This window comes from Pseudomonas sp. LG1E9, from assembly GCF_003290225.1.
Classification (GTDB): Bacteria; Pseudomonadota; Gammaproteobacteria; order Pseudomonadales; family Pseudomonadaceae; genus Aquipseudomonas; species Aquipseudomonas cyclaminis.
This window is the reverse complement of sequence record NZ_CP029983.1, coordinates 3,401,463-3,423,867: the sequence shown is the minus strand read 5'-3', so window position 1 is coordinate 3,423,867 and position 22,405 is coordinate 3,401,463. Positions and strand designations below refer to the sequence as shown.

General features: G+C 61.0%; 22 protein-coding genes. 6 read left to right on the top strand and 16 right to left on the bottom strand.

Going from position 1 to position 22,405, the window contains the following annotated elements:
- Positions 1-209 precede the first annotated feature (209 nt).
- Positions 210-470: a hypothetical protein gene (locus tag DNK50_RS15795; protein WP_112195027.1), complete on the top strand. Its 261-nt coding sequence runs from the start codon at positions 210-212 to the stop codon at positions 468-470.
- Between the two features lie 69 nt (positions 471-539).
- Here the strand turns inward: DNK50_RS15795 and DNK50_RS15790 are convergent, their stop codons facing one another.
- The 3 genes from DNK50_RS15790 to gnd are packed head-to-tail and all read right to left on the bottom strand — an operon-like array spanning position 540 to position 3,864.
- Positions 540-1,364: an HAD family hydrolase gene (locus DNK50_RS15790; RefSeq protein ID WP_112195025.1), complete on the bottom strand. Its 825-nt coding sequence runs from the start codon at positions 1,362-1,364 to the stop codon at positions 540-542.
- On the bottom strand, positions 1,361-2,884 hold the full coding sequence (zwf, locus tag DNK50_RS15785) for a glucose-6-phosphate dehydrogenase (RefSeq protein ID WP_099585237.1): 1,524 nt from the start codon (positions 2,882-2,884) through the stop codon (positions 1,361-1,363). The genes DNK50_RS15790 and zwf overlap by 4 nt, the downstream gene beginning before the upstream one ends.
- Entirely contained in the window at positions 2,881-3,864 is a 984-nt protein-coding gene (gnd, locus tag DNK50_RS15780; RefSeq protein ID WP_112195023.1) for a phosphogluconate dehydrogenase (NAD(+)-dependent, decarboxylating), read from the bottom strand. The genes zwf and gnd overlap by 4 nt, the downstream gene beginning before the upstream one ends.
- 286 nt (positions 3,865-4,150) lie before the next feature.
- On the opposite strand from gnd, the gene DNK50_RS28940 reads away from it, so the two are divergent.
- The 4 genes from DNK50_RS28940 (at position 4,151) to DNK50_RS15765 (ending at position 8,930) form a co-directional block, all read left to right on the top strand.
- Positions 4,151-4,315 carry a DUF6026 family protein gene (locus DNK50_RS28940; RefSeq protein WP_177411533.1) on the top strand — a complete coding sequence of 55 codons (165 nt, stop codon included), beginning with the start codon at positions 4,151-4,153 and terminating at the stop codon, positions 4,313-4,315.
- Positions 4,316-4,475: 160 nt separating this feature from the next.
- Positions 4,476-6,233, top strand: a complete 1,758-nt coding sequence (locus DNK50_RS15775; RefSeq protein ID WP_112195021.1) for a phosphoethanolamine transferase CptA — start codon at positions 4,476-4,478, stop codon at positions 6,231-6,233.
- A gap of 113 nt (positions 6,234-6,346) precedes the next feature.
- On the top strand, positions 6,347-8,575 hold the full coding sequence (locus tag DNK50_RS15770; RefSeq protein WP_112195019.1) for a TonB-dependent siderophore receptor: 2,229 nt from the start codon (positions 6,347-6,349) through the stop codon (positions 8,573-8,575).
- Between the two features lie 145 nt (positions 8,576-8,720).
- Positions 8,721-8,930: a hypothetical protein gene (locus DNK50_RS15765; RefSeq protein ID WP_099585241.1), complete on the top strand. Its 210-nt coding sequence runs from the start codon at positions 8,721-8,723 to the stop codon at positions 8,928-8,930.
- A gap of 98 nt (positions 8,931-9,028) precedes the next feature.
- On the opposite strand, the gene DNK50_RS15760 is transcribed toward DNK50_RS15765, so the two are convergent.
- The 12 genes from DNK50_RS15760 to DNK50_RS15705 all read right to left on the bottom strand — a co-directional run bounded on the left by DNK50_RS15760 (position 9,029) and on the right by DNK50_RS15705 (position 20,552).
- Complete coding sequence (locus DNK50_RS15760; RefSeq protein ID WP_112195017.1) at positions 9,029-9,523, bottom strand: GNAT family N-acetyltransferase; 495 nt, start codon at positions 9,521-9,523, stop codon at positions 9,029-9,031.
- Between the two features lie 158 nt (positions 9,524-9,681).
- Positions 9,682-10,794: a cell division protein ZapE gene (gene zapE, locus DNK50_RS15755; protein ID WP_112195015.1), complete on the bottom strand. Its 1,113-nt coding sequence runs from the start codon at positions 10,792-10,794 to the stop codon at positions 9,682-9,684.
- Positions 10,795-10,809: 15 nt separating this feature from the next.
- Positions 10,810-11,145, bottom strand: a complete 336-nt coding sequence (locus DNK50_RS15750; protein WP_099585244.1) for a nuclear transport factor 2 family protein — start codon at positions 11,143-11,145, stop codon at positions 10,810-10,812.
- 52 nt (positions 11,146-11,197) lie between these two features.
- Positions 11,198-11,914, bottom strand: a complete 717-nt coding sequence (locus DNK50_RS15745; protein ID WP_112195013.1) for a YafY family protein — start codon at positions 11,912-11,914, stop codon at positions 11,198-11,200.
- Between the two features lie 159 nt (positions 11,915-12,073).
- Entirely contained in the window at positions 12,074-14,731 is a 2,658-nt protein-coding gene (gene pepN / locus DNK50_RS15740; protein ID WP_112195011.1) for an aminopeptidase N, read from the bottom strand.
- 13 nt (positions 14,732-14,744) lie between these two features.
- On the bottom strand, positions 14,745-15,575 hold the full coding sequence (locus tag DNK50_RS15735) for a DUF2797 domain-containing protein (RefSeq protein ID WP_099585247.1): 831 nt from the start codon (positions 15,573-15,575) through the stop codon (positions 14,745-14,747).
- Positions 15,572-15,832 carry a YeaC family protein gene (locus tag DNK50_RS15730; RefSeq protein ID WP_099585265.1) on the bottom strand — a complete coding sequence of 87 codons (261 nt, stop codon included), beginning with the start codon at positions 15,830-15,832 and terminating at the stop codon, positions 15,572-15,574. Before DNK50_RS15730 ends, DNK50_RS15735 begins: the two co-directional genes overlap by 4 nt.
- A gap of 62 nt (positions 15,833-15,894) precedes the next feature.
- A complete protein-coding gene (locus DNK50_RS15725) occupies positions 15,895-16,818 on the bottom strand; it encodes a lipopolysaccharide assembly protein LapB (RefSeq protein ID WP_112195009.1) in 924 nt (307 codons plus the stop codon).
- A complete protein-coding gene (locus tag DNK50_RS15720) occupies positions 16,818-17,303 on the bottom strand; it encodes a hypothetical protein (RefSeq protein WP_112195007.1) in 486 nt (161 codons plus the stop codon). Before DNK50_RS15720 ends, DNK50_RS15725 begins: the two co-directional genes overlap by 1 nt.
- Complete coding sequence (locus DNK50_RS15715) at positions 17,303-18,652, bottom strand: 26S protease regulatory subunit (protein WP_112195005.1); 1,350 nt, start codon at positions 18,650-18,652, stop codon at positions 17,303-17,305. The genes DNK50_RS15720 and DNK50_RS15715 overlap by 1 nt, the downstream gene beginning before the upstream one ends.
- A 38-nt stretch (positions 18,653-18,690) precedes the next feature.
- On the bottom strand, positions 18,691-19,665 hold the full coding sequence (locus DNK50_RS15710; RefSeq protein WP_371929523.1) for a metallophosphoesterase: 975 nt from the start codon (positions 19,663-19,665) through the stop codon (positions 18,691-18,693).
- Positions 19,662-20,552, bottom strand: coding sequence for an NAD(+) kinase (locus tag DNK50_RS15705; RefSeq protein WP_032887076.1), 891 nt, complete (start codon positions 20,550-20,552; stop codon positions 19,662-19,664). Before DNK50_RS15705 ends, DNK50_RS15710 begins: the two co-directional genes overlap by 4 nt.
- Positions 20,553-20,698: 146 nt before the next feature.
- Here DNK50_RS15705 and DNK50_RS15700 point away from each other — a divergent pair, with 146 nt between their 5' ends.
- A complete protein-coding gene (locus DNK50_RS15700) occupies positions 20,699-21,649 on the top strand; it encodes a DUF1853 family protein (protein WP_112195003.1) in 951 nt (316 codons plus the stop codon).
- A 107-nt stretch (positions 21,650-21,756) separates the two neighbouring features.
- On the opposite strand, the gene DNK50_RS15695 is transcribed toward DNK50_RS15700, so the two are convergent.
- Positions 21,757-22,359, bottom strand: a complete 603-nt coding sequence (locus tag DNK50_RS15695) for a VWA domain-containing protein (protein WP_099585266.1) — start codon at positions 22,357-22,359, stop codon at positions 21,757-21,759.
- Between the last annotated feature and the right edge of the window lie 46 nt (positions 22,360-22,405).

Below are 22,405 nucleotides of genomic sequence, written 5' to 3'. Positions count from 1 at the left end.
GCGGGTTCCGGTAAAAAAGTTATGCCACGCTAAAACCTTCATTCAGCTTTCAAAACAGCTGCTTACATGACGTTAATCAGGAAAGGTTGAAATTTGTTGCTCTAACATGTGACCCGTACCCCGTCATCGTGCATCAGTACAAGTAACCCGCCGCACGGTCAGCCCAACCGCCGGTACTCACTTGAATGGGCATTTAGAGAGAGACCCACATGAACGCCCCGCTCCGCATCAACGAAGCTCTTTTGATCGCAGACCGTGCTTTCCAGCCCTTTCAGTGCGTGGCCTGGCACGATGGCAATGGCGCCCTGAGCCTGAGCGTCGTCGACCGTACCAATAACCGTATCGGCAGCAAACAATTGTCGTCGAACACCTACAGCGACCCGGCGCAATTGGAAGACTTGCTGTTGCAGGCCCGCGCCGAACTCGACAAAGATGGCTACCAGTTGCAGTCGTGGGCCATGCCGAAGTAAGTCGCTACGCCAACTTCCGATCACTGCAAAACACTGATCGGAAGTTGGCTGATTTAAGTTAAGACACTTTTATTGCGCAGCGAGAATAAACCGCTCGATTGCCTCTGCAGCACCGTCATCGATATTACTACCGGTGACCACATTGGCCTGGCGCTTGACGGTTTCTTCCGCCTGCCCCATGGCAATCGATAGTCCGGCCACATGAAACATCGCCGGGTCATTACCCCCATCACCGATGGCCGCCGTCTGCTCCAGCGGCACCCCAAGGTGCGCCGCCAGGGTCTTCAAGGCCTCACCTTTATTGGCCAGCATGGCCGTCACATCCAGATAAATCGGTTGCGAACGCGATACTTGCGCCAGGCCTTGCACCTTGGGCTGTAAACGCGCTTCCAGTTCCACCAGTAACTGTGTGTTGTTACTCGCGGCGACGATCTTGTCGATCCGATCCAAATAAGGCTCGAAACTCTCCACCACCACCGGCCCATACCCCAGGCCATGGGTTTCTCGCGGTTCCACCGGTCCCGGCGGGCCGCGCCGCAGCCAGTCACCGTCGGCAAATACCCACGCTTCCACGTCCGGCTCGGCCGAGAACATCGCCAAGGTCACCAGCGCCGCCTCGGCCGGCAGGTGGTGGGCAACCAGAATGCTGCCATCCGGGTTGATCAAGGTGCCGCCATTAAAACCGGCCACCGGCACATCGATCCCGAAGGTCTCGATCAGGTGCAGCATGGCTTTGGGTGGTCGACCGCTGGCCAGGCTGAAAAACACCCCGGCCTCGCGCAACGCACTGACCGCATCAATCGTGCGCTGGCTAAGACTGTGGTCCGGGTGCAGCAACGTGCCGTCCACGTCGCTGAGGATAAAACGGATGGGATGAATCGCGGCATCACTCATCCGAGGCTATGCCACGTGCGACCATCGCGGGCCAGCAACGCATCTGCCGCCGCAGGCCCATCCTCACCGGCCTTGTAAGCCTGGATCCCATCATCTTCCTTCCACGCATCGAGGAATGGCTGCACCGCACGCCAGCCGTTCTCGATATTGTCGGCCCGCTGGAACAAGGTCTGATCACCCGTCATGCAGTCGTAGATCAGGGTTTCGTACCCGGTCGACGGCTGCATCGCGAAGAAGTCCTTGTAGGCAAAACCCAATTGGATATTGGCCATATCCAAGGTCGGCCCAGGCTTTTTCGCCAGCAGGTCGAACCACATGCCTTCATTGGGCTGGATCTGGATTTTCAGGTAGGTGGGCTTGAGTTCATCGACCTCGGTGTCGCGAAACTGCGCATACGGCGCCGGTTTGAAGCAGATCACGATTTCTGTGTCACGCACGCTCATGCGCTTGCCGGTTCGCAGATAGAACGGCACGCCGACCCAGCGCCAATTATCGATCATCACTTTGAGCGCAACGAACGTCTCGGTGCTGCTGTCGGGCGCGACGTTGGCTTCTTCGCGGTAGCCCGGCATCTGCTTGCCGCCGATTTCGCCCGCTGTGTACTGCCCGCGCACCGAGTTGGCCCGTGCATCTTCCAGGGACCACGGCCGCACCGCACCGATCACCTTGGCCTTTTCACCGCGCACCGCGTCGGCGCCAAAGGCCGCTGGCGGCTCCATGGCCACCATCGCCAGCAGCTGGAACAGGTGGTTGGGCACCATGTCGCGCAGGGTGCCGGTTTTTTCGAAGAAGTTGCCTCGGGTTTCCACGCCAACGGTTTCGGCGGCGGTGATTTGCACATGATCAATGTAATGGTTGTTCCAGAACGCCTCGAACAGCACATTGGAAAAACGGCTGATCAAGATGTTCTGTACGGTTTCCTTACCCAGGTAATGGTCGATGCGGTAGATCTGCTTCTCGCTCATCACCTTGAGCAGGCTGGCGTTCAGTGCTTCGGCGGTGGCGAGGTCGGAGCCAAACGGCTTTTCGATCACCACACGTCGGAAGCTGTCGTCAGTCTCCGTCAACAATCCGGCACTGCCCAGGCGCTGCACCACTTCACTGAAGAAGCGCGGCGCGGTGGCCAGGTAGAACACCGCATTGCCGGTGCCGCTGTCGGCGATCTTCTTGCCGATGTCGGCGTAGGTACTGTCGTCGAGGAAATCACCCTCGACGTAGCTGATACCTTTGGCCAACTGCGCCCACAAGTCCGGGTCCAACGCATTGTCCGCATTGCCCTTGACCTTGCTTGCGGCCTCGGTGCGAATGAAATCCTCCAGCTTCTTGGCGAAGTCGGCATCGCTGATAGCGTTGTGATCAACGCCCACGATGCGCAAGCCATCGCCCAGCAGGCCATCACGACTGAGGTTGTACAGCGCCGGCATGAGCAGGCGCTTGACCAGGTCGCCATGGGCGCCAAACAGAAACAAGGTGGTCGGTGGAGCGGGTTCGGCCTTGGGTTTCTTGCCGTTAGCGGTCATTTTTTGGAAGTCTCCACGTGACCACCAAAGCCGAAGCGCATGGCAGACAGCATCTTGTCACCGTAAGTGCTCTGCTGGCGCGAACGGAACCGCGCAAACAACGAGGTGGACAGCACCGGTACCGGCACGGCTTGTTCCATGGCGGCTTCGATGGTCCAGCGGCCTTCGCCGCTGTCGGCAACGGAACCGGAGTAGCCGTCGAGTTTCGGGTCGGTGGCCAGGGCGTCGGCGGTCAGGTCGAGCAGCCAGGACGAGACCACACTGCCACGGCGCCAGACTTCGGCGATATCGGCCACGTTGAGGTCGAAACGCTGGTCTTCGGGCAGGTTGTCCGAGTTTTTGGTCTTGAGGATGTCAAAACCTTCGGCGAAGGCCTGCATCATCCCGTACTCGATGCCGTTGTGGATCATCTTGACGAAATGCCCGGAACCCGCTGGGCCGGCGTGGATGTAACCCTGCTCGGCGCGTTTGTCAGCGGTTGCCGAACGATCCTTGGTGCGCGGGATGCTGCCCAGGCCCGGCGCCAGGGCGGCGAAGATCGGGTCGAGGCGCTGTACGGTTTCGGTGTCGCCACCGATCATCATGCAGTAGCCGCGCTCCAGACCCCAGACGCCGCCGGAGGTGCCGACGTCAACGTAGTGCAGGCCCTTTTGCGCCAGTGCCTTGCCGCGACGAACGTCATCCTTATAGTTGGTGTTGCCGCCATCAATGATCACGTCACCGTCTTCGAGCAGCTCACTGAGTTCATTGATGGTGTTTTCAGTGGGGTCGCCTGCCGGCAACATCACCCACACGGCGCGAGGCTTTTGCAGCGCGGCAACCAGGGCTTTCAAGTCGGCGACGCCCGTGGCGCCCTCCTCGCTCAAGCCTTTGACAAATGCTTCGTTACGGTCGAAAACAACGGTGGAATGCCCATTGAGCATCAGGCGCCGTGCAATATTCCCGCCCATGCGGCCTAGTCCGATAATCCCCAGTTGCATGTGCTGATGCTCCTAACTACTAAATAAATGTGTGACATAGTTTATAGCGCAATGAGGCTAATGAGGGTTAGTCAGGGGCAGATCCATGTAGTTTCATGAGAAAAAGTTGCCATCGTTTCACCATCACGCCAGCAAAAGTCACAAGACCACCAAAAATAAAAAAGTTCCATTGCGCTGAAAAAGAATTCAGAATTGCTTCCGACTGATGCCGAGAACCTCGACTCAAGCGTTCTGGCACACCGCGACACACCGGCTATTTGCGAGGTAAGCAATGAGCACTGCACAGATGACCCGTCCTCCCCAGACCCTCTACGTCACGCTCCGTCGCGATGAACTGCGCCAGTTGAAAGACGAACGCGACCAGTTGCAGCACGAGGTCATGCGCCTGCGTGCTCATATCATTCAAGCCCAACTGGACCAGCCCTCCGGCGCGCAACCTGCGCTCTGCTGAGCCCCGTCATCACTTTGTAAGATAACGGCTACAAAAATCTCACAAAGTTTTCACACGCACCTCCCGATACTCCCGCCCCCAAGGGCCATCCCATGCAAGGGTGGCCTCCGTTGCGCGCAGCCCTGCGCGCGACTGAAAAATTACCGGGTTGGAGCGCTGGATGGCACTGTTCGAACGCAGCACTAAGTCTGCGAAAGGCTTTGATTGGGCCGGTCTTGGCTGGTTATTCCTGTTTTTCTGGTACTTCTCCGGTATCACCCAGCTGCTGATTCAACTCAGCGGCACGTCCGGCTTCAGTGGTTTTCGCCAAGCGTTCTTCATGAGCGCACTGTGGCTTGCCCCCCTGCTCGTTTTCCCGCGCCGTACGCGCTTGCTTGCCGCCCTGATCGGCGTGGTGCTGTGGGCCTGCTCCATGGCCAGCCTGGGCTATTTCTTCATTTACCAGCAGGAATTCTCCCAAAGCGTCATCTTCATCATGTTCGAATCGAACATCTCTGAAGCGGGCGAGTACGCCACCCAGTACTTCGCCTGGTGGATCGTGCTGGCCTTTATTGCCCATACCGCCGTGGCGATTTTCCTGTGGACCCGAGTGCGCCCCGTGTACCTGCCACGCGGCCAGGCCCTGGTGGCGGCAACTGCGATCCTGGTGGCCATTATCGGTTACCCGCTGGTCAAACAGATCGCCCGCAGCGACACAATGGACGACGCCATCGACCGCTTCGAATCGCGCATCGAGCCTGCCGTGCCTTGGCAGATGATCGTTGCCTATCGGCGCTACACCGAACAACTCGACAACATGCAAGGCATGCTCGACAGCGCCAGCCAGATCCCGCCCCTGACCAATCTCAAGGACACCATGGCCGGCCAGCCCTCGACCCTGGTGCTGGTCATCGGCGAGTCCACCAACCGCCAGCGCATGAGTCTTTATGGCTACCCGCGCAACACCACGCCGGAACTGGACAAGCTGCGCGACCAATTAGCCGTGTTCGACAACGTCATCACCCCGCGCCCCTATACCATCGAAGCGCTGCAACAGGTGCTGACGTTTGCCGACGAGGAGAACCCGGACCTGTACCTGAAAACGCCGTCGATTGTCAGCGTGATGAAACAAGCCGGCTACAAGACCTACTGGATCACCAACCAGCAGACCATGACCAAGCGCAACACCATGCTCACGACCTTTTCCGAGCAGGCCGACGAACAGGTCTACCTGAACAACAACCGTAACCAGAACGCCCGCCAGTACGACGGCGACGTCCTTGCGCCATTCTCCAAGGCCCTGGCCGATCCGGCCGAACGCAAGTTCATCGTGGTGCACCTGCTTGGCACCCACATGAGCTACCAGTACCGCTACCCGCCGACCTTCGACACGTTCACTGATCGCCAAGGCGTGCCGGCGGGTATCAGCGATGATCAATTGCCCACCTACAACAGCTACGACAATGCGGTGCTGTACAACGACTTCGTGGTGTCGAGCCTGATCAAGGATTACGCCAAGACCGATCCAAACGGTTTCCTGCTGTACCTGTCGGACCACGGCGAAGACGTATTCGACTCCGCGGGCCACGCCACGCTGGGACGTAACGAAGGCAAACCGACTGCGCCGATGTACACCATTCCCTTCATGGCCTACGCCTCGCCGAAATGGCGCGAAACCCACGACTGGAGTTTCGCCGGCGACCTGCAACGCCCGTACACCAGCTCACAGCTGATTCACACCTGGGCCGACCTGGCCGGGCTGAGCTTCAATGAACTGGACCGCAGCAAAAGCCTGGTGAGCGACAGCTTCAAACCGCGCCCACAGCTGATCGGCAATCCGTATATGCGCCAGCAGAAAGCCTTGATCGACTTCAGCCTGATCAAGCCGAAGAAGGTTGACCCGACCGATGTGGTGCTTCAGGAAGCGCCGGGCTTGTAACAGAAAGATAACAATCATTCTCGTTTAAGCCTAAAGTTCCTCCCCTCCTTTCGTCTTTGAGCCAAGGCCTTCCCTTTCCGGGTGGCCGCAAAGACGACAAGGAGTCTTCCGCGATGTTCGCGCCCTTTACCCGTTCCCTGACCTTCACGCTTGGCCTGTGCAGCGCCGCATTGAGTCCGGAGCTGCTGGCTGAAACCGCCCCCGAACAGACCCCGCTCGAACTCGGCGCCACCCGGGTCACTGCCGATGGCCTCGGCGCCACCACCGAACACACCGGGGCCTACACCACCGGCTCGATGAGCACCGCCACCCGCCTCAACCTGTCCGTCAAGGAAACCCCGCAATCGATCTCGGTGATCACGCGCCAGCAGATGGATGACTTCAATCTCAATACCTTGACCGACGTGCTGCGCCAGACCACCGGTATCAACGTGCAGCACAATGACTCCGACCGTGTGTCCTATTCGGCCCGGGGTTATGGCATCACCAATTATCAGGTTGACGGGATGCTCAACACCTTCGGTTACATGAAGTCTGACGCCGACACCATCATCTACGACCATATCGAGGTCGTACGCGGCGCTACGGGCTTGACCACAGGTGCCGGCGACCCTTCGGCCACCATCAATATGGTGCGCAAACGCCCCACCGCCCAATGGCAGGCGAAAACCGGCATCAGCGCAGGCAGCCATGACAACTACTACAGCTACGTGGACGTGGGCGGCCCGCTGGCGTTCGACGGCAAGTTGCGCGGGCGCACGGTGCTGGCTTACCGCGACAGCCAATCCTTCCGTGACAACTATGGTCTGCAGCGGGCGGTCGGCTACGGCATTCTCGAAGGCGATCTGTCAGACGACACCGTGCTGGCTGTAGGTTTCGATTACCAGAACAAACAAGTCCAGGGCACTTCCTGGGGCACCGTGCCCTATTGGAACAGCCAGGGCGGCAAGGCCGGGCTGTCGCGCTCCACCAATATGGCGGCGCACTGGAGTTCCTGGCCGCTGACGGACAAGACTACCTTCGCCACCCTTGACCATCGCCTGGGCGGCGATTGGCATATCAAGGCCGCCTACACCCATCGCCAGAGCGACACAGATGGCAAGGTCTACTACGGCGGCTCAGGCTTCCCCAACGACGACCGCAGCGGCATGGCCGCCTGGGCGAGCCACATGCGCGGCACTTCGCGCATGGAGGCCATCGACCTCAACCTGGCCGGCAGCTATCAATTACTGGGCCGCGAACACGCGCTGATGATGGGCTATGGCGAGGCCGCGCAACGCGATAGTTCGCCGTTTATGCGCGACAACATTCCCGCTGGCTACTACAGCATTGAAGACTGGAAATACATGGGTGCGATCGCCAAGTTCGGCGACACCGTCACCGACCTCAAAGGCGAACACAGCAGCAAGCAACAGAAAGCCGGCTACCTGGCCACGCGACTGAGCCTCACCGACCGCCTGCATGCGGTGCTGGGCAGCCGCTATGGCAGTTGGGAACTGAAAAGCGCCGCTCCTGATTACGATGACAACGACCAACTGACCGCCGCCGGCAAAACCAGCCAGACCCACAATGACATGTGGACTCCCTACGCCGGGCTGCTGTACGACATCTCGCCGGAGTACGCCGTCTACGCCAGCTATACCGATATTTTCAAACCCCAAAGCCTAAAGGATGCCAACAAGAAATACCTTGAGCCGGTGGTGGGCAGCAACTACGAGGTCGGCATCAAGGGCAGCGTGCTGCAAGAGCGCCTGAACCTGGCGGCAGCGTATTTCTGGAGCACCCAGGACAACGTTGCCGAGCGCGACTACACCGTCCCACGCAACCCAGCGACCGGCGAGGAGTACTACAAGTCAGGCGGCAAAGGCAACAAGGTGAACGGCTTCGAACTGGAAGCGTCCGGGGAAGTCATGCCCGACTGGAACCTCACGGCCGGCTACACCTACACCCATTCAGTGAATGGCTCTGGCAAACGCAACAACACCGGGCAACCGCTGAACCTGCTGAAGGTGTCCAGCGCTTACCGGATGCCGGGCGCATGGCGCAACCTGACCGTGGGCGGCGCAGTGAACTGGCAGAGCGATATCTACGACTTCAGCAATCGACCAACCGGTGAGCGCGACAGCGACGGCGACATGATCACCACCCGGGCAAAAATTACGCAGCAGGCCTACACCGTGGTCAACCTGATGTCCCGCTATCAGTTCGACGAACATGTTTCAGCGTCGCTTAACGTCAACAATTTGTTTGATAAAAAATATTACGAACGTGTCGGCTTCTATAACGGCGTGTACTGGGGTGATCCACGCTCCATTACCCTCGCGCTGGACTGGAAACTTTAAAGCCCCCCATCCGAAGTTAACCAAATCGTTAACTTCGGATATTGCTCGGGTTAATTCCCACTTAATAAGATCACTCCACAATCGCCCCAAGAATCTGCTCAAGGACAGAACGGATAAAACGATCACACTTAATGAGAATACCCCGATGAAACTCTCGACCTTGATGCTTGCCAGCCTGATGACCCTGGCCTCCGCCGCCGCGTTTGCAGAGGATGGCTCCGAGCGGATGAAGGAGTACTACAACAACTTCACCTTCACCCAGCAGAGCGTTCACGGCACAAATGAACAAACCGCTTCCGCCGACGGCAAGACGTCAAAGACCAGCACCACCGATCAGGAACAACCGAAGAGTTAATTAATGTTTAGTTAATCCGCAACACCCATGGCCATTCCGCTCCATTGGCCAATGGTTTATTGGGCGCCATTTAATGGCGCCCTTTTTTTGCCTGTTATTTATTGAAGCGGTTTGTTCCAGAACAACATGCGGCCATGGACTGGATCAAACTTCGAATCATCAAAACCGAACTTTCGATACGCCGACTGGGCGACAGCATTACCCTCAAGCACCTCAAGCGTGATTTTGCAGCAGCCACGCTGGCGGGCAATTTCCTCGACCTTCTGCAGCATTTTCTGACTCAGGCCCAGGCCGCGAAAATCATTCATCACCGCCACGTCATGAATATTGACCAGTGGCCGGCAGGCAAAGGTGGAGAACCCCTCAAAACAATTCACCAGCCCTGCCGGCACACCGCCGACAAACGCGAGAACACTGAAGGCGTGCGGGCGTTTTGCCAGTTCTGCCGGCAGTTGCTTCAACAGGTCAGCGGGCAGGCCATGGCCACCGCCCATCGGGTCTTCGGCGTAGTGGTTCAGCACGTGGCCTATGGCTTCAGCGTGCACGGGGTTGGTGTAGCTGGCTTGCAGCACCAGGATATCTGGGGTTTCCATTGCCTTCCTCGATCACGACAACAAGGGAACCGGCTCCCTTTGAGGGGCACGATTGTAAGCGCGGAGTCGGCGGTAGATGAAGGAGATTAACTACAAATATCTGCCTGAAGTGCGCACGGTATGCGCGGGAAACAGCGCCAGGCAAGCCTTGCCGGGTCTTACAACGCCGCGCCGAAACGTTCCAGCTGCATTTCCTGCAGGCGACTGAGGGTACGGCGGAAGGGAAACGCCAGGTAGCCCTCGGTATAGAGGCGCTCCAGCGGCACGCGTGCCTCAATGAACAGGGGCACCTTGCGGTCGTAGCACTCGTCCACCAGGGCGATAAACCGGCGTACGCTGTCATCATGCACGGACAACTGCGGCAATTCGCGATCACCCGCCACTACCCGCTCGGCGCCGTCTTCGGTGCCTCGGGCGATCCGGCCAGGGCGCTGCTGCGCACTCAGGTCAGGCACGTCGCCGAGCAAGATTGCCTTGAAGCGATCACACAGCAGCATGAAGTCCATCGCGGCCAAGGGTTGCTCGCACAGGTCGGCATAACGACACCACAGCACGCTGTCACTGGAGCGCACCGTCACGATGCTGCGGTGGCCGACCACGACCGGCTCGTGGCTCACCCTCTGCCCCTGCGCCAGTTGCCCGAACACATTCGCCAGCGCCTCGGGTTGATTGACCCAATAGCGCTGCAGGCCGACACCCGGATGCAGGCGGTGGTCCTCAACCCCGTCAACCGCTACGACCCGCATATGTTGCTTGATGGCTGCGATACCCGGCAAAAACCGGTCGCGGTTGAAACCCTCGGCATACAGGAGGTCGGGCGGCTGATTGGAGGTGCAGACCATCACCACACCCTCCTCGAACATCACCTGGAACAACCGACCCAGGATGATCGCGTCGCCAATGTCATTGACGAACAACTCGTCAAAGCACAGCACACGCACTGCCTGGCTCAGTTCCCGCGCCAGGGCCTGCAAAGGATCGGCGGTGCCCGTCAGCTGGAATGAGCGCTGATGCACCCAACCCATGAAGTGATGAAAGTGCTGCCGCCGCGCCGGCACCCGCAGGCTCTGGTAGAACTGGTCCATCAGCCAGGTCTTGCCGCGCCCGACGGGCCCCCACAGGTACACGCCGTTGATCGGCGAGCGGCCTTGGTGCAGGGCGTCATGACAGGCTTGCAGGGCATCCACCGCCCGGCGCTGGGCGTCGTCGGCGACGAAACCCTGTTGGGCGATGGCGTGTTGATAGGCAGCGAGGGGCGAGTCGAAAGTCATGCCCGCGATTATGACCTACAGCGAGATATCCAGCCGTGAAATCTTGCCCTGTTCGTTCAGCCGAAAGGTGTAGCGCAACTCCAGAGGGCTACCGGGGAAATTGCCGGAGACCACGTTGCTCACCAGCACTTTACCGGTGCGGTGTTGCACATTCAGCACCTCGACCCGCGGCTGGTAACGTCGTGCAGTGTCCTCCATCCAGCGCGCAATCGCGGCGGGGCCGACCTGGTGCTCGCCCTCATCGAACACATTCGCATCGTCGGCGAACCACTGGGCAACCGCTGAGGTGTCGCGGGTATTGGTCGCCGCAATATAGGCCTGGATGGCCGGGGCCAACTGAGACTGAGGCATGACACAGCTCCTTTTTTGGTGATTTATGGCGCCATGCTAAGCCAGGGCTGTGTCAGCTTTTGTCAGGAGTGAACGGTGCAGACTCATTCTGCTCCATCAGCGTGCGCCAGGCCCTCAGCCAATCACTGCGCCGCCCCGGATACCTTTCACCTTGGGCTTGAGCGCTCGCCACACGGTCGGTACGAAAGGTGCGGTAAGCGCCGCGCAATTCACACCAGGCCACAATCACGCGTGCTTCATTGAGAAAACCCAGGGCCAGCGGCCAGACCAGCCGCTGGCTCTGGGTCTGGCTGGCATCGGCGTAGTCGATATGCAGCTTGGCCTGGTTGCGGATAGCCTCACGAAACACGTTCAGGGGCACGCGGTTCTCCGGGTAGCCGAAGCCTGGCGGTCCAGGCAGCAGCGTCGGGTTGCGCAAGGCTTCCTGGGCGGCGGGGTCAAGCACATCGGCAATCTTGGCCAGCGCATTGGCCGCCACCCGACTCAACAACTCATCCCCACGCTGATCCACATAACGCAAGCCCAGCACCACCGCCTCCGTCTCCTCGGCGTTGAGCATCAAGGGCGGTAGAAACAGCCCGCTGCGCAGCACATACCCGACACCGGCCTCACCGAAAATGGGGGCGCCAAGGGCGGTCAACTCGGCGATATCGCGGTACAACGTGCGTTCGGACACTTCCAACTGCGCCGCCAGCACAGCAGCGGTCACCGGACGTTTCTTGCCCCGCAGGGCCTGCAACAAGGTCAGTAGACGAGTGGTACGCGACACGTTGATCCCGCCGAAAAAGGAAAAGTGCCGCAGCTTAGCAGAGCCTACTGTCAGTAAATGTCAGCAGGAAAAGGACTGATCAGATGAGTACCAATCAGTTGAGGAAGGACACGTGCGGCGAGGAAGCTTGCCCCCTCGCCACAGGTTGTTCATTGCCTGTTATGCCAGGCTCTTGCTGACCACCTCAAACACATCGCTCGACAGCTCGCCCGAGCCACGAATGCGCTCCAGCTCCGCCTTCATCAGCGCCTGCCGCGCGCTGTCGTATTTGCGCCAGCGGGTCAACGGCGCCAATTGGCGCGACGCGATCTGCGGGTTGAAGCCATTCAACTGGATCACCAGGTCCGCCAGGAAGCGGTAGCCGGAGCCATCCGCCGCATGGAAGTTGATCAGGTTCTGCCCGGCGAAGGCGCCGATCAGGGCACGCACCTTGTTGGGGTTCTTGAGCGTGAATGCAGGGTGCTCCATCAACGCCTGCACCCGCGCCAGCCCGCCCGGCAGGGTGCTGCCGGCCTGTACGCTGAACCACTGATCCATGACCAACGGGTTGTCCTTGAAGTTCTCGGCAAACACCGCCAACGCCTGGGCTTTTTCCGCCTCGAACGGCGAGTTCACCAGCACTGCCAGCGCGGTCAGGCGCTCGGTCATGTTGTCGCTGCTGTCGAACTGCTCCAGGGTCGCCGCCAATACCTCAGGCTTGCCGCTGAGCATCAGGTACGACAACGCGATGTTCTGCAAGGCGCGCCGCGCAAAGTGCTCGGCCGCGGCCACATAAGGGGTTTTCTTGGACAGCTCGCGATTGGCCTGATAACGCAACCACAGCCCTTCGAACAGGTGGTCGGCCAGTTGCTTGCGCGCAAATTCGCGGGCGGCGTGGATTGCATCCACATCGGCCACTTCGCTGATTTCCGTCAGGTAGGCTTCGCCCGGCAACGAGAGCATCTCCGCGACCATGGCCTGGTCCAGGCTTTCGTCGCTCAGTACCGTGCGCAGCGCGTCGATCAGGCGCTGATCCATCTTCAACGCCTGGCCCGCCTGATGCTGGCCAATCAGTTCCTGCAACACCTGCACCGACAGTTGCTGGCCGGCATCCCAGCGATTGAAGCCATCGCTGTCGTGCTGCATCAGGAACATCAGCTGATCGCGGTTGTACGGGAAGCTTAGTTTCACCGGCGCCGAGAAACCGCGCAGCAGCGATGGCAGCGGCTGTTCTGCGATGTCGACAAAGGTGAAGGTCTGCTCGGCTTCTGTTACCGACATCACGCGGGACGTGGCACCCGCCGCCGCCTCACCGGCGAGGCGCAAGGCGATGCCGGCGCCCTGCCCGTCCAGCAAGCCCAGCTCGACCGGAATCACGAACGGCAGTTTCTCGACCTTGTCCGGGGTGGCCGGGCAGCTCTGGCGGAAGGTCAGGCTGTAGGTCTTGGCCGCCGCGTCGTAGGACTCGCTTACCGCCAAACGTGGCGTACCGGCCTGGCTGTACCAGCGTTTGAACTGGCTCAGGTCAGCGCCGTTGGCGTCTTCCATGGCCTTGATGAAATCGTCGCAGGTCACGGCCTGGCCGTCGTGGCGCTGAAAATACAGGTCGCTGCCTTTACGGAAGCCTTCGGCACCGAGCAAGGTGTGGATCATGCCGACCACTTCCGAGCCCTTTTCGTACACGGTCAGGGTGTAGAAGTTGGAGATCTCGATAAAGCTGTCCGGGCGCACCGCGTGGGCCATCGGGCCGGCGTCTTCGGCGAACTGGTGGGTCCGCAGGTACGCCACGTCCTGGATGCGCTTGACCGTGGCCGAGTTCATGTCGGCCGAGAAGCCCGAATCGCGGAACACGGTAAAGCCTTCCTTGAGCGACAGCTGGAACCAGTCGCGGCAGGTCACGCGGTTGCCCGACCAGTTGTGGAAGTATTCGTGGGCGACGATGGCCTCGACACGCTGGTGCGCGGCGTCGGTGGCGGTTTCGGCGCGCGCCAGCACGGCGCTGGAGTTGAAGATATTAAGGCCCTTGTTCTCCATGGCGCCCATGTTGAAGTCGTTCACCGCGACGATCATGAAGATATCGAGGTCGTACTCGCGGCCGTAGGTTTCTTCGTCCCAGCGCATGGATTTTTTCAGGCTGGTCATGGCGTGCTGGCACTTGTCGATGTTTTCTGGCTCGACATAGATGCGCAGCGCAACTTCGCGCTGGGTCATGGTGGTGAAGCTGTCTTCGACGCACCACAAATCCCCGGCCACCAGGGCAAACAGATAGGCCGGCTTCTTGAACGGGTCTTCCCAGGTCGCCCAGTGGCGGCCGTCTTCACCGGGGCCGCTGGCAATCGGGTTGCCGTTGGACAGCAGCACCGGGTAGCTGTGCTGCTCGGCGATCACCGTGGTGGTGAACGTGCTCATCACGTCCGGGCGGTCGAGGTAATAGGTGATCTTGCGGAAACCTTCGGCCTCGCACTGGGTGCAGAACATGCCGCTGGATTTGTACAGGCCTTCCAGGGCGGTGTTGGTTTCCGGGTGGATCTTGACCGTGGTGTCGAGGGTGAACGTGTCGCTTTTGGGGTGCACGGTCAGGTGGCTATCAGTCAACTGGTAGTCAGCGCCAGTCAACTCCTGGTCGGCCAGGTTAACGCTCAACAGCTCCAACTGTTGGCCATCGAGTACCAACGGCGGCAAGCCAGCGCCACGCTCGGGGTTACGGCGCATCACCAGTTGCGCGTGGACCAGGCTGTGGTCCTCGAACAACTCGAAGGTCAGGTGCGTCTCGTCGATCAGGTAGTCCGGCGCCTGATAGTCCTTCAGGTAAATCATCTTCGGTTGTTCGGTGCGCATGGGTGGCATCCTTCTACTGATGCACGGCGAGCTGATAGGCCGTGTACTTGCGAATATTGATAACGCCGGTGTCGAAGATCAGGTATTGGCCCTTGATCCCCAGCAGCGTGCCTTCGGCAATCGGGTTCTTGTCCAGGTTGAAGCTGACGATCTTGGCCGGATACTGCTCCACCGGGTAGCGAATCTCAATCGGCTCGATGTCGGTCACTGGTTGGATGGCTTGCAGGCCAAAGCGTTCCTGCAAGTTTTCCAGGCCTTCGGCGCAGGAGGCGAACAGCTCATCGCGCACGTGCTTGAGGTCCACCTTCGCCGCGTCCCCCTTGAGCAACGCACGCCAGTTGGTCTTGTCGGCCACCTGGCTGCGCAGCACGTCCTCGACGAAGCCGGACTGCTGGCGCGTGGCCACACGCATGATCGGCAACGCCTGGCTCGCACCCTGGTCCAGCCAGCGCGTGGGCAGCTGGGTAGCGCGGGTGATACCGACCTTGATGCCCGACGAGTTGGCCAGGTAGACCACATGATCAGTCATGCAAAACTGCTCGCCCCAGCCTGGATCACGGCAGGTACCGGCGTCGTAATGGCAACGCTCGGGGCTCATGATGCACAGGTCGCACTGGGCCAGCTTGGTCATGCACGGGTAGCAATACCCCTGGCTGAAGCTGGTCTTGGTCTTGCGGCCGCAATGGCTGCAATGGATGGCACCGAGGTACTCCAGGCGAATGTGAGTACCGATCAATGGATTGACCGGCACCTCTGTGTCGCCCAGGCGAAACGCATATTGAACGGTCGGCTCACCGAGTTGCGCCGACATTTTGCTGACTGCACCGCGACCAATTTCAATCAATGGATCGCATCCGACTTGAACAGAATGTTCGCCACCGGCTCGGATTTGGACGCACATTCCTGCGGGCCCATGTAGCCGGTGCGCTGTTCTTCCGGCAGGTTCTGGAGTTCCCAGGCGATCATCGCTTGCAGGGACAGTTCACGCTGCTCGGCGGTGAGCTTGCGGCCATCGGACCACTTGCCGATTTCCACGGCGAGCTTGAGGCTCTCGTAGATGTCCGGGGTGATATTTTCGATCATTTCAACAAAAGACGACATGTAGACAACCTCTGGTAACGGTCGCTGGTTCAGCGAGTGCATGGGCGACGGGGCCTGGCCCGTCAAAAATCCTTGGAGAGCTTGACCTGGACAAGCTCCTTGTCGAGCAAGCGCCGGAAAATCTGCGGCGCGGCAAAGGTATACGCGGCAAAGGCCAGCCACAGCCAATTGATCATCTCGGCCGCCTGCGGATAGCCCTGGGCCGTGAGGGTAATGACCACTACACGGTAGACCACAAACATCAGCAGCAGCAGAACAATGGCGCCGGTGGCGCTGCGCTCGTTCATCCAGCTGTTGAAGCGCCACCACGTGCCGAGAAACACATTGCTGCGCGCCTTGACGGCCGTGAGCAAGTGCAGCGCGGAGACGTTGCTGGGGTTTTCCTGCAGGGCCCAGATCGCATGCTCGCGGGCGCCGTTGAGGTCGCCTTCACGCAGCAACAGGTGGCCGAGCACCACCACGGCGGCGGCGTTCGATGGATCGGCCTGCAACGCCTGGCGGGCAAACTGATAGGCCTGGTCCCAATGGGCGCTGGCGCGATGGAACTGCGCCATGGCCACCAGGTTCGCCGGATCGTCCGGGCCGAGTTCCAGGGCCTTTTCCAACGGCTCGCGGCTCTGCGCCAGGCGGCCGGTGAGTTGATACAGGTCGGCCAGGCAGCGGTAGTTGACCGGGTTGAGCGGCTCCATGTCCAACAGCTGGTTCACATGCTCCTGGGCCAGCTTGAATTTGCGCTGGGCAATCGCCACTTGGGCGGCGGCATAGTGGGCCAACGGCAATTGCGCGTCGCAAACCAGCGCCAACTGCACTTCGCGCTTGGCGGCATGCACCCGGCGCATGTTCATCAAGCAGATCGCCAGCAAGGCATGGGCCTCGGCCGAATGCGGATCGCTGGCGAGCAATTGGCGCAGGGCATCAATGGCGCCGTCGTTGTGGTCGGCTTGCAGGCGTTGGTAAGCCAGTTGCAGCAGATAGTCGGTATTCATCAGCTCACCACCAGATACCACAGGGTGTACGGCAGCCATTTGACGACCATGCCTTTAAGCACGAAGCCACCAATCAACGCCAAGGGCAGACCAAAGCGGTTCAACTCGCCGCCGTAATACTGGTAAATCTCAATGGTCGCGTTTTGCTGCATGTACAGCAGGTAGCCGATGGTGAGTTTCCACACCACCAGCACCAGCAAGGCGTACTGAATCTCGGCCGGGGTCTGGATATAACCGGCGCCCACCAGTTGCAGCAATGCAAAACCGATCACGATACTACCCACCAGCGCCACGCCGGCAAGTATCCACTCGCGCACCCGCGTCGGGCTGCCGACCGCAATCGAGTTGAACACGAACCACGGCAAGCCCAGCCAGGCGCCGCCCAGCATCAGGCCCAGCAGCGGCCAGAAGGGCGAAACCGCAAACTTGGCCAAGGCCCCCGGACGCGGTTCATCTTCGATGCGATAACCACCGTACTGCGCCATCAGCGGCCCTTCCCGTGTTTGTCGAGGAACGCCAGCACTTCGTCGTACTGGTTGCCTTCGTTGGCGTAGCGCGCGTAGTTGCGCGCGGTGGTCAGCCATTCCAGGGTGGTGGCGCGCACGTCTTTCAAGGCTGCCTTGAAATGCCGGTCGCAGATGGACTGCTCGGCGCCACTCTCGATGGACGCTTCAATCGCCTCATCGGCGGCGGTTTCCACCAGTTCACTGAGGTCGGCGCCGGAGAAGCCCGAGGTATTCTTGGCGAGAAAGGCGAAGTCGATATCGTCGGCCATCGGTCGGCCTTTCATCATCGACTTGAGCATGCTTTCCCGCGCGGGGCGATCCGGTGGCGGCACAAACAGCACGCGGTCAAACCGACCGGGGCGACGGAACGCCGAATCCACCGACCACGGTACGTTGGTCGCGGCCAGGATCAGCACGCCGTGGTTGTCGTTGGTAAAGCCGTCCATCTCGGAGAGGAACTGACTGACCAGCTTGGACGACGTGGACTCGCGGGTGTTGGAGCGTTTACCGCCCAGAGCTTCCACTTCGTCGAAAAACATCACCGCCGGCGCCTGGGCCCGCGCTTGTTCGAACAGCGCGTGCAACTTGCGCTCGGACTCGCCGATGTACATGTCCAGCACGTCGGAAATCGCCACGTTGAAAAACGTCGCCTTGCACTCCCCGGCCGTGGCGCGGGCCAGCATGGTCTTGCCGCAACCCGGCGGGCCGTACAGCAGCACGCCGCCGCCGACTTTCTTGCGAAAGCGCTGGAACAATCCCGGCTTCTGGTACGGCAGGATGATCTTCTTGTGGATGGTCTTTTTCAGCTCATCCAGGCCGCCAATGTCGTCGAAGGTCAGGGTTTCGTTTTCCGGCACCAGCAGGCGCACCACTTCGCTCTGGTCGGTGTCGTCATTGGAGATCACCCGCAAGCGCGGGCGGCCTTCGGCCCCCGGAAAATCCACCACCGACACATTCAAGCGGCGCCACAGCGCCATGTCTTCCAGGGCCGGGTTGGCGTCCACCGCTGCGCGGTATTCCACCTGGGCTTCCTTGAGGCGCTCCAAAGCCGCCAGCACGCGCGCCTTGAGCAGACGCGCTGCGGGATCGTCACCTTCAATCAGGGGCAGCGCTCTTTGCGCCTGGCCGTCAGCCAGCAACAACTGGGCCGCCGCCAGTTTCAAGGCAGAGGCGTCTCGCAAGTGTTCCAGATCAGCAGGCAACAGCTTGAGCCCGCGCTCGTGCTCGCCACGCTCAAGGCTGGCGCCGAGCAGCAGGGTCAGCAGCGCGACGTTACCGGGGGCAGCGGACAGCGCGGCCTCCAGTTGGTCGAACGTCGAATCATCCATGGAGGTTCCTCAAAAGTGCATGTGCGGCGCGCAGGGGCTCATGTCAGCACCTGCGGCCGCTCGACATCGACCCACACGAACTTGCGCGGATCGAGGCGGGTTTCCTGGTCCAGGCGATACGCCACCAGCTTGCCGTACAGCACCGCGCTGTAGTCCAGGCAGGCAAGGTTGTCGCGGATCGGCGCTGGTTTGCCGCTGCGCCAGTAGTGGCCGACGAACAGCAACGGTTCGTCGACGCCATAACGCAGCAGTGAATTTTTTTCGGTGGAGGACAGCGGTGTGCGCGCCACCGGCTCGGGCAGTGCGTCGGGCTGGAACACGATGTCGCCGTAGGTCTTCGGGTCGTCTTCCCAGAACTTGGTGCGGAAGAACGAGCGCGTCAGGCCGTCGCCACCGGTCAGCGTCAGGCCATCGGGCAGGCGCATGTCGGTGCCGCGCAGCAGGCGATCGAAGGCGTTGCAGGCAAAACTGCCGGGCACGGCGGCGGCCTGCAGGAAATGCTGGTCGATGCAGCCGTCCGGAAAGGTCGCACGCAGCGGCGCGATAAAGCCGTCGTCCCAGCACGCATGCACCACGCGGAAACGCCCGGCGTCGACGAACAGCGGCATGTCGTAGAACCAGCCGAGGAAGTCGTGCCAATCGGCCGGGTGGTGTTCGAACTGGGTCAGGGTCTCGTGGATCAACCGCGCATGCCGTGGGTTGTGCTCACGCACGAACTGCTTGCCACTGCCCGGGGGCGCCGGTGTGGTCCAGCCCAGGGCGTTGAACTCGTGGTTGCCCATGATGCACAGCGCCTGGCCGGCCTCGGCCATGTCGTGGACGATATGCAGCGCCTCGCGGATGCGGGGGCCACGGTCGATGATATCGCCGAGGAACACCGCCATGCGCGACGGATGACGCCAGGTGCCGCCCTGCTTGTGGTAACCCATCTGGTCGAGCAAGTGCTCAAGGGTATGAGCGCAACCGTGCACGTCACCAATCAGGTCGTAGCTACGCGCGGGATCGAGCATCAGTCGCCTCCACCCCCCAAGCGGCTGCCCCAGCCCAGCTTGGTGCGGCACACTTCGTAATAGTTGTGGTCCAGCGGGTGGATCAACCGCAGCTTCTGCGCCTTTTTGCTCACGGTGATGGTGTCACCGGGGGCGCAGGTGAAGTGGTTCTGCCCGTCACAGGACACCTGCGGGTAGATTTGCATGTCTTTGGACACCACGATTTTCAGCTCACTGTTGCCATCGACCACAATTGGCCGGCTCGACAACATATGGGGATACATCGGCACGATCACAATGGCATCCAGCTTGGGATGCATGATCGGCCCGCCGGCCGACAGCGCGTAGGCCGTGGAACCGGTGGGCGTGGCGACGATCAGGCCGTCGGCCTTCTGGCTGCACACGAACTGGCCGTCGATGTACAGCTCGAACTCGATCATCCGCGTGGACTTGCCGGGGTGCAGCACCACATCGTTGAGGGCATCCCCCTGGCCGATGGCTTCGCCGTGGCGACGCACTTCGGCTTGCAGCAGGAAGCGGTTTTCCACCAGGTAATGGCCGTCGAGCACCTTGGCCACTTCGACTTCCAGCTCATCCGGGCGGATATCGGTGAGAAACCCCAGGCTGCCCCGGTTGATCCCCAGCACTGGCACGTTATGCCGCGCCAGTGCACGGGCGGCGCCGAGCAGGCTGCCGTCGCCGCCGACCACGATGACCATGTCGCACACTTCGCCGAGCATCTTGCGCGAGGAGGTCTGCAGGCCGTGGCCGGGGAGGATCTCGGCGATGGTGTCTTCGAGGATCACGTGCAGGTGGCGATCCAGCAGGAATTTTTTCAGCCGGCGGACGGTGTCCAACACCTGGGTACTGCCCAGGCGACCGATAATGCCGATATTGCGAAAGTGCTCCATGGGGCTCCTGCGGGATGTGGGGTGTGGCAAAAAAGAAACGATTATGGGCGAAAGGCCGCCACAGACAAAATCCTTTGTCACCGCTACGCCTTGATGACAATGGTTCTCACACGCCCACCGCCGGCTTAAAAGGCTATGCTCGGACCATGACTGTATTCCCCGACCTGCATACCCTGCCCCGCCAATTGCGTCACCCTGAGGTGCGCGACCTGGCGTGGGTGGTGCTCGCCCCGCCGATGCTCGCGCAGACGCCCTGGCCGCAGCGCCATCCGTTGGCCGGCAGCGACTGGGTGCAGGCGCCCGACCGCCTGGAACATTGGCTGCGGCAACTGGATCAGGACTGCCGGGCCTTGCAGCATTGGCTGAGCCTGGCCCGCACTCGCCGCCTGGGCCTGTACTACGAGCGACTATGGCAATTTGCCGTGCAGCACGCGCCGGGGGTTGAACTGCTGGCCGCCAACCTGCCGATCCGCCGCGCGGGGCATACCTTGGGTGAGCTGGACATGCTGCTGCGCGATCGTGATGGCGTGCACCACCTGGAACTGGCGATCAAGCTGTATCTGGGGCCGCAGAACGGAAATGGCCAGGACACGGCGCAGTGGCTGGGGCCGGGTTGCCATGACCGGCTGGACCGCAAGTTGGCACATCTGGCCCAGCATCAGTTGCCGATTTCGGCGCGGCCGGAAAGCCGCGAAGTCTTGGCGGCGCTGGATATCCAGCAGTTCGACGCGCATTTGTGGCTCGGCGGGTATTTGCTCTATCCCTGGCCCGGCCTGGCCGAACCACCGGACGGCGCCCACGCGCAGCATTTGCGTGGACGCTGGTTGCATCAACGGGATTGGCAGGCGTTTGCCAGCGCCAGCGCACCCGGGCGCTGGCAACCCCTGCCCCGGCATGCCTGGCTGGCGCCGGCGCACTACCTGGCGGATGACGTGTGGAGCGAGGAGCGGATGCAGCATTGGCTGACCGCACTTGATCCAATGGCGCCGGCGCAGTTGTTGGTGCGGATGGTGCAGAACGGTGAGGACTGGGAGGAAGCGGAGCGGTTGTTCCTGGTGGCGGATCTTTGGCCGAATGTGCCGGGGGCTGGCGGATAGATCTGAGGTGTAGGTGATGGCCTCATCGGGGGCAAGCCCCCTCCCACCTTTGAAATGCATTTCAACCTGTGGGAGGTGGCTTGCCCCCGATGGCGGCGCCACCGGCACTACACCCTATCGATATGCCGATAATCCAACTGCAACCCAGCCGCCAGCGCCTGAGCCCTACCCAATCGGATCGGCCCACGTTCGATATCCACCAGCAACCCTGAACATTCCAACAAAGGTAGCCCGGCGATGTCCTTGAGCCGGCCATCGGTAATCACCAGCAGTTTCTGCTGTTCAGCCGGATAACGCCTGCGCCGCGCCTGCAACCAGTGCCCGGCCTCGGTCAGTGCCGCCAGCAACGGCGTACCGCCACCCGCGCCAAGTCGCTCCAGCCAACCTGCCATACTCTTCGCCGCCTTCAAGCCCTGCACCTGCCATTTGGGCGACTGCCCGCTGGCGGTCAGCAAGGCCATGCGTGCCCGTTGCCGGTACGCGTCATCAAACAGCTGGGCCAGCAAGCCCTTGGCATCGCTCAACGCGTGGTGGCGCCGAGTGGAGGCCGATGCATCGACGATCACCAGCCACAGCTCCTGGGCCGAACGGCTGCGCAGGTGAAACAGCAGATCCTCACGGGATTGCGGCCGACCACCGAGCAAGGTGCCCGGCCAGTTGATCGCGCCGTGTTGCGCGCTGCGTGCCTTGCCTTGCCTGCCCCTGTCCAGTCGCCCCGCCTTGGGCCGGGCATCCGCCCCCGCGTCAGGTCGGGGA

Bases quoted from the DNA above. Each gene is read 5' to 3' on its own strand.
- DNK50_RS15730 (WP_099585265.1), bottom strand. From the start codon at position 15,832: ATGTCGTCTTTTGTTGAAATGATCGAAAATATCACCCCGGACATCTAC.
- DNK50_RS15760 (WP_112195017.1), bottom strand. From the start codon at position 9,523: ATGGAAACCCCAGATATCCTGGTGCTGCAAGCCAGCTACACCAACCCC.
- DNK50_RS15700 (WP_112195003.1), top strand. From the start codon at position 20,699: ATGACTGTATTCCCCGACCTGCATACCCTGCCCCGCCAATTGCGTCAC.
- pepN (WP_112195011.1), bottom strand. From the start codon at position 14,731: ATGCGCACCGAACAACCGAAGATGATTTACCTGAAGGACTATCAGGCG.
- DNK50_RS15705 (WP_032887076.1), bottom strand. From the start codon at position 20,552: ATGGAGCACTTTCGCAATATCGGCATTATCGGTCGCCTGGGCAGTACC.
- DNK50_RS15765 (WP_099585241.1), top strand. From the start codon at position 8,721: ATGAAACTCTCGACCTTGATGCTTGCCAGCCTGATGACCCTGGCCTCC.
- DNK50_RS15715 (WP_112195005.1), bottom strand. From the start codon at position 18,652: ATGGATGATTCGACGTTCGACCAACTGGAGGCCGCGCTGTCCGCTGCC.
- DNK50_RS15720 (WP_112195007.1), bottom strand. From the start codon at position 17,303: ATGGCGCAGTACGGTGGTTATCGCATCGAAGATGAACCGCGTCCGGGG.
- DNK50_RS15725 (WP_112195009.1), bottom strand. From the start codon at position 16,818: ATGAATACCGACTATCTGCTGCAACTGGCTTACCAACGCCTGCAAGCC.
- DNK50_RS15770 (WP_112195019.1), top strand. From the start codon at position 6,347: ATGTTCGCGCCCTTTACCCGTTCCCTGACCTTCACGCTTGGCCTGTGC.
- DNK50_RS15750 (WP_099585244.1), bottom strand. From the start codon at position 11,145: ATGCCTCAGTCTCAGTTGGCCCCGGCCATCCAGGCCTATATTGCGGCG.
- zapE (WP_112195015.1), bottom strand. From the start codon at position 10,794: ATGACTTTCGACTCGCCCCTCGCTGCCTATCAACACGCCATCGCCCAA.
- DNK50_RS28940 (WP_177411533.1), top strand. From the start codon at position 4,151: ATGACCCGTCCTCCCCAGACCCTCTACGTCACGCTCCGTCGCGATGAA.
- DNK50_RS15790 (WP_112195025.1), bottom strand. From the start codon at position 1,364: ATGAGTGATGCCGCGATTCATCCCATCCGTTTTATCCTCAGCGACGTG.
- DNK50_RS15795 (WP_112195027.1), top strand. From the start codon at position 210: ATGAACGCCCCGCTCCGCATCAACGAAGCTCTTTTGATCGCAGACCGT.
- gnd (WP_112195023.1), bottom strand. From the start codon at position 3,864: ATGCAACTGGGGATTATCGGACTAGGCCGCATGGGCGGGAATATTGCA.
- DNK50_RS15775 (WP_112195021.1), top strand. From the start codon at position 4,476: ATGGCACTGTTCGAACGCAGCACTAAGTCTGCGAAAGGCTTTGATTGG.
- zwf (WP_099585237.1), bottom strand. From the start codon at position 2,884: ATGACCGCTAACGGCAAGAAACCCAAGGCCGAACCCGCTCCACCGACC.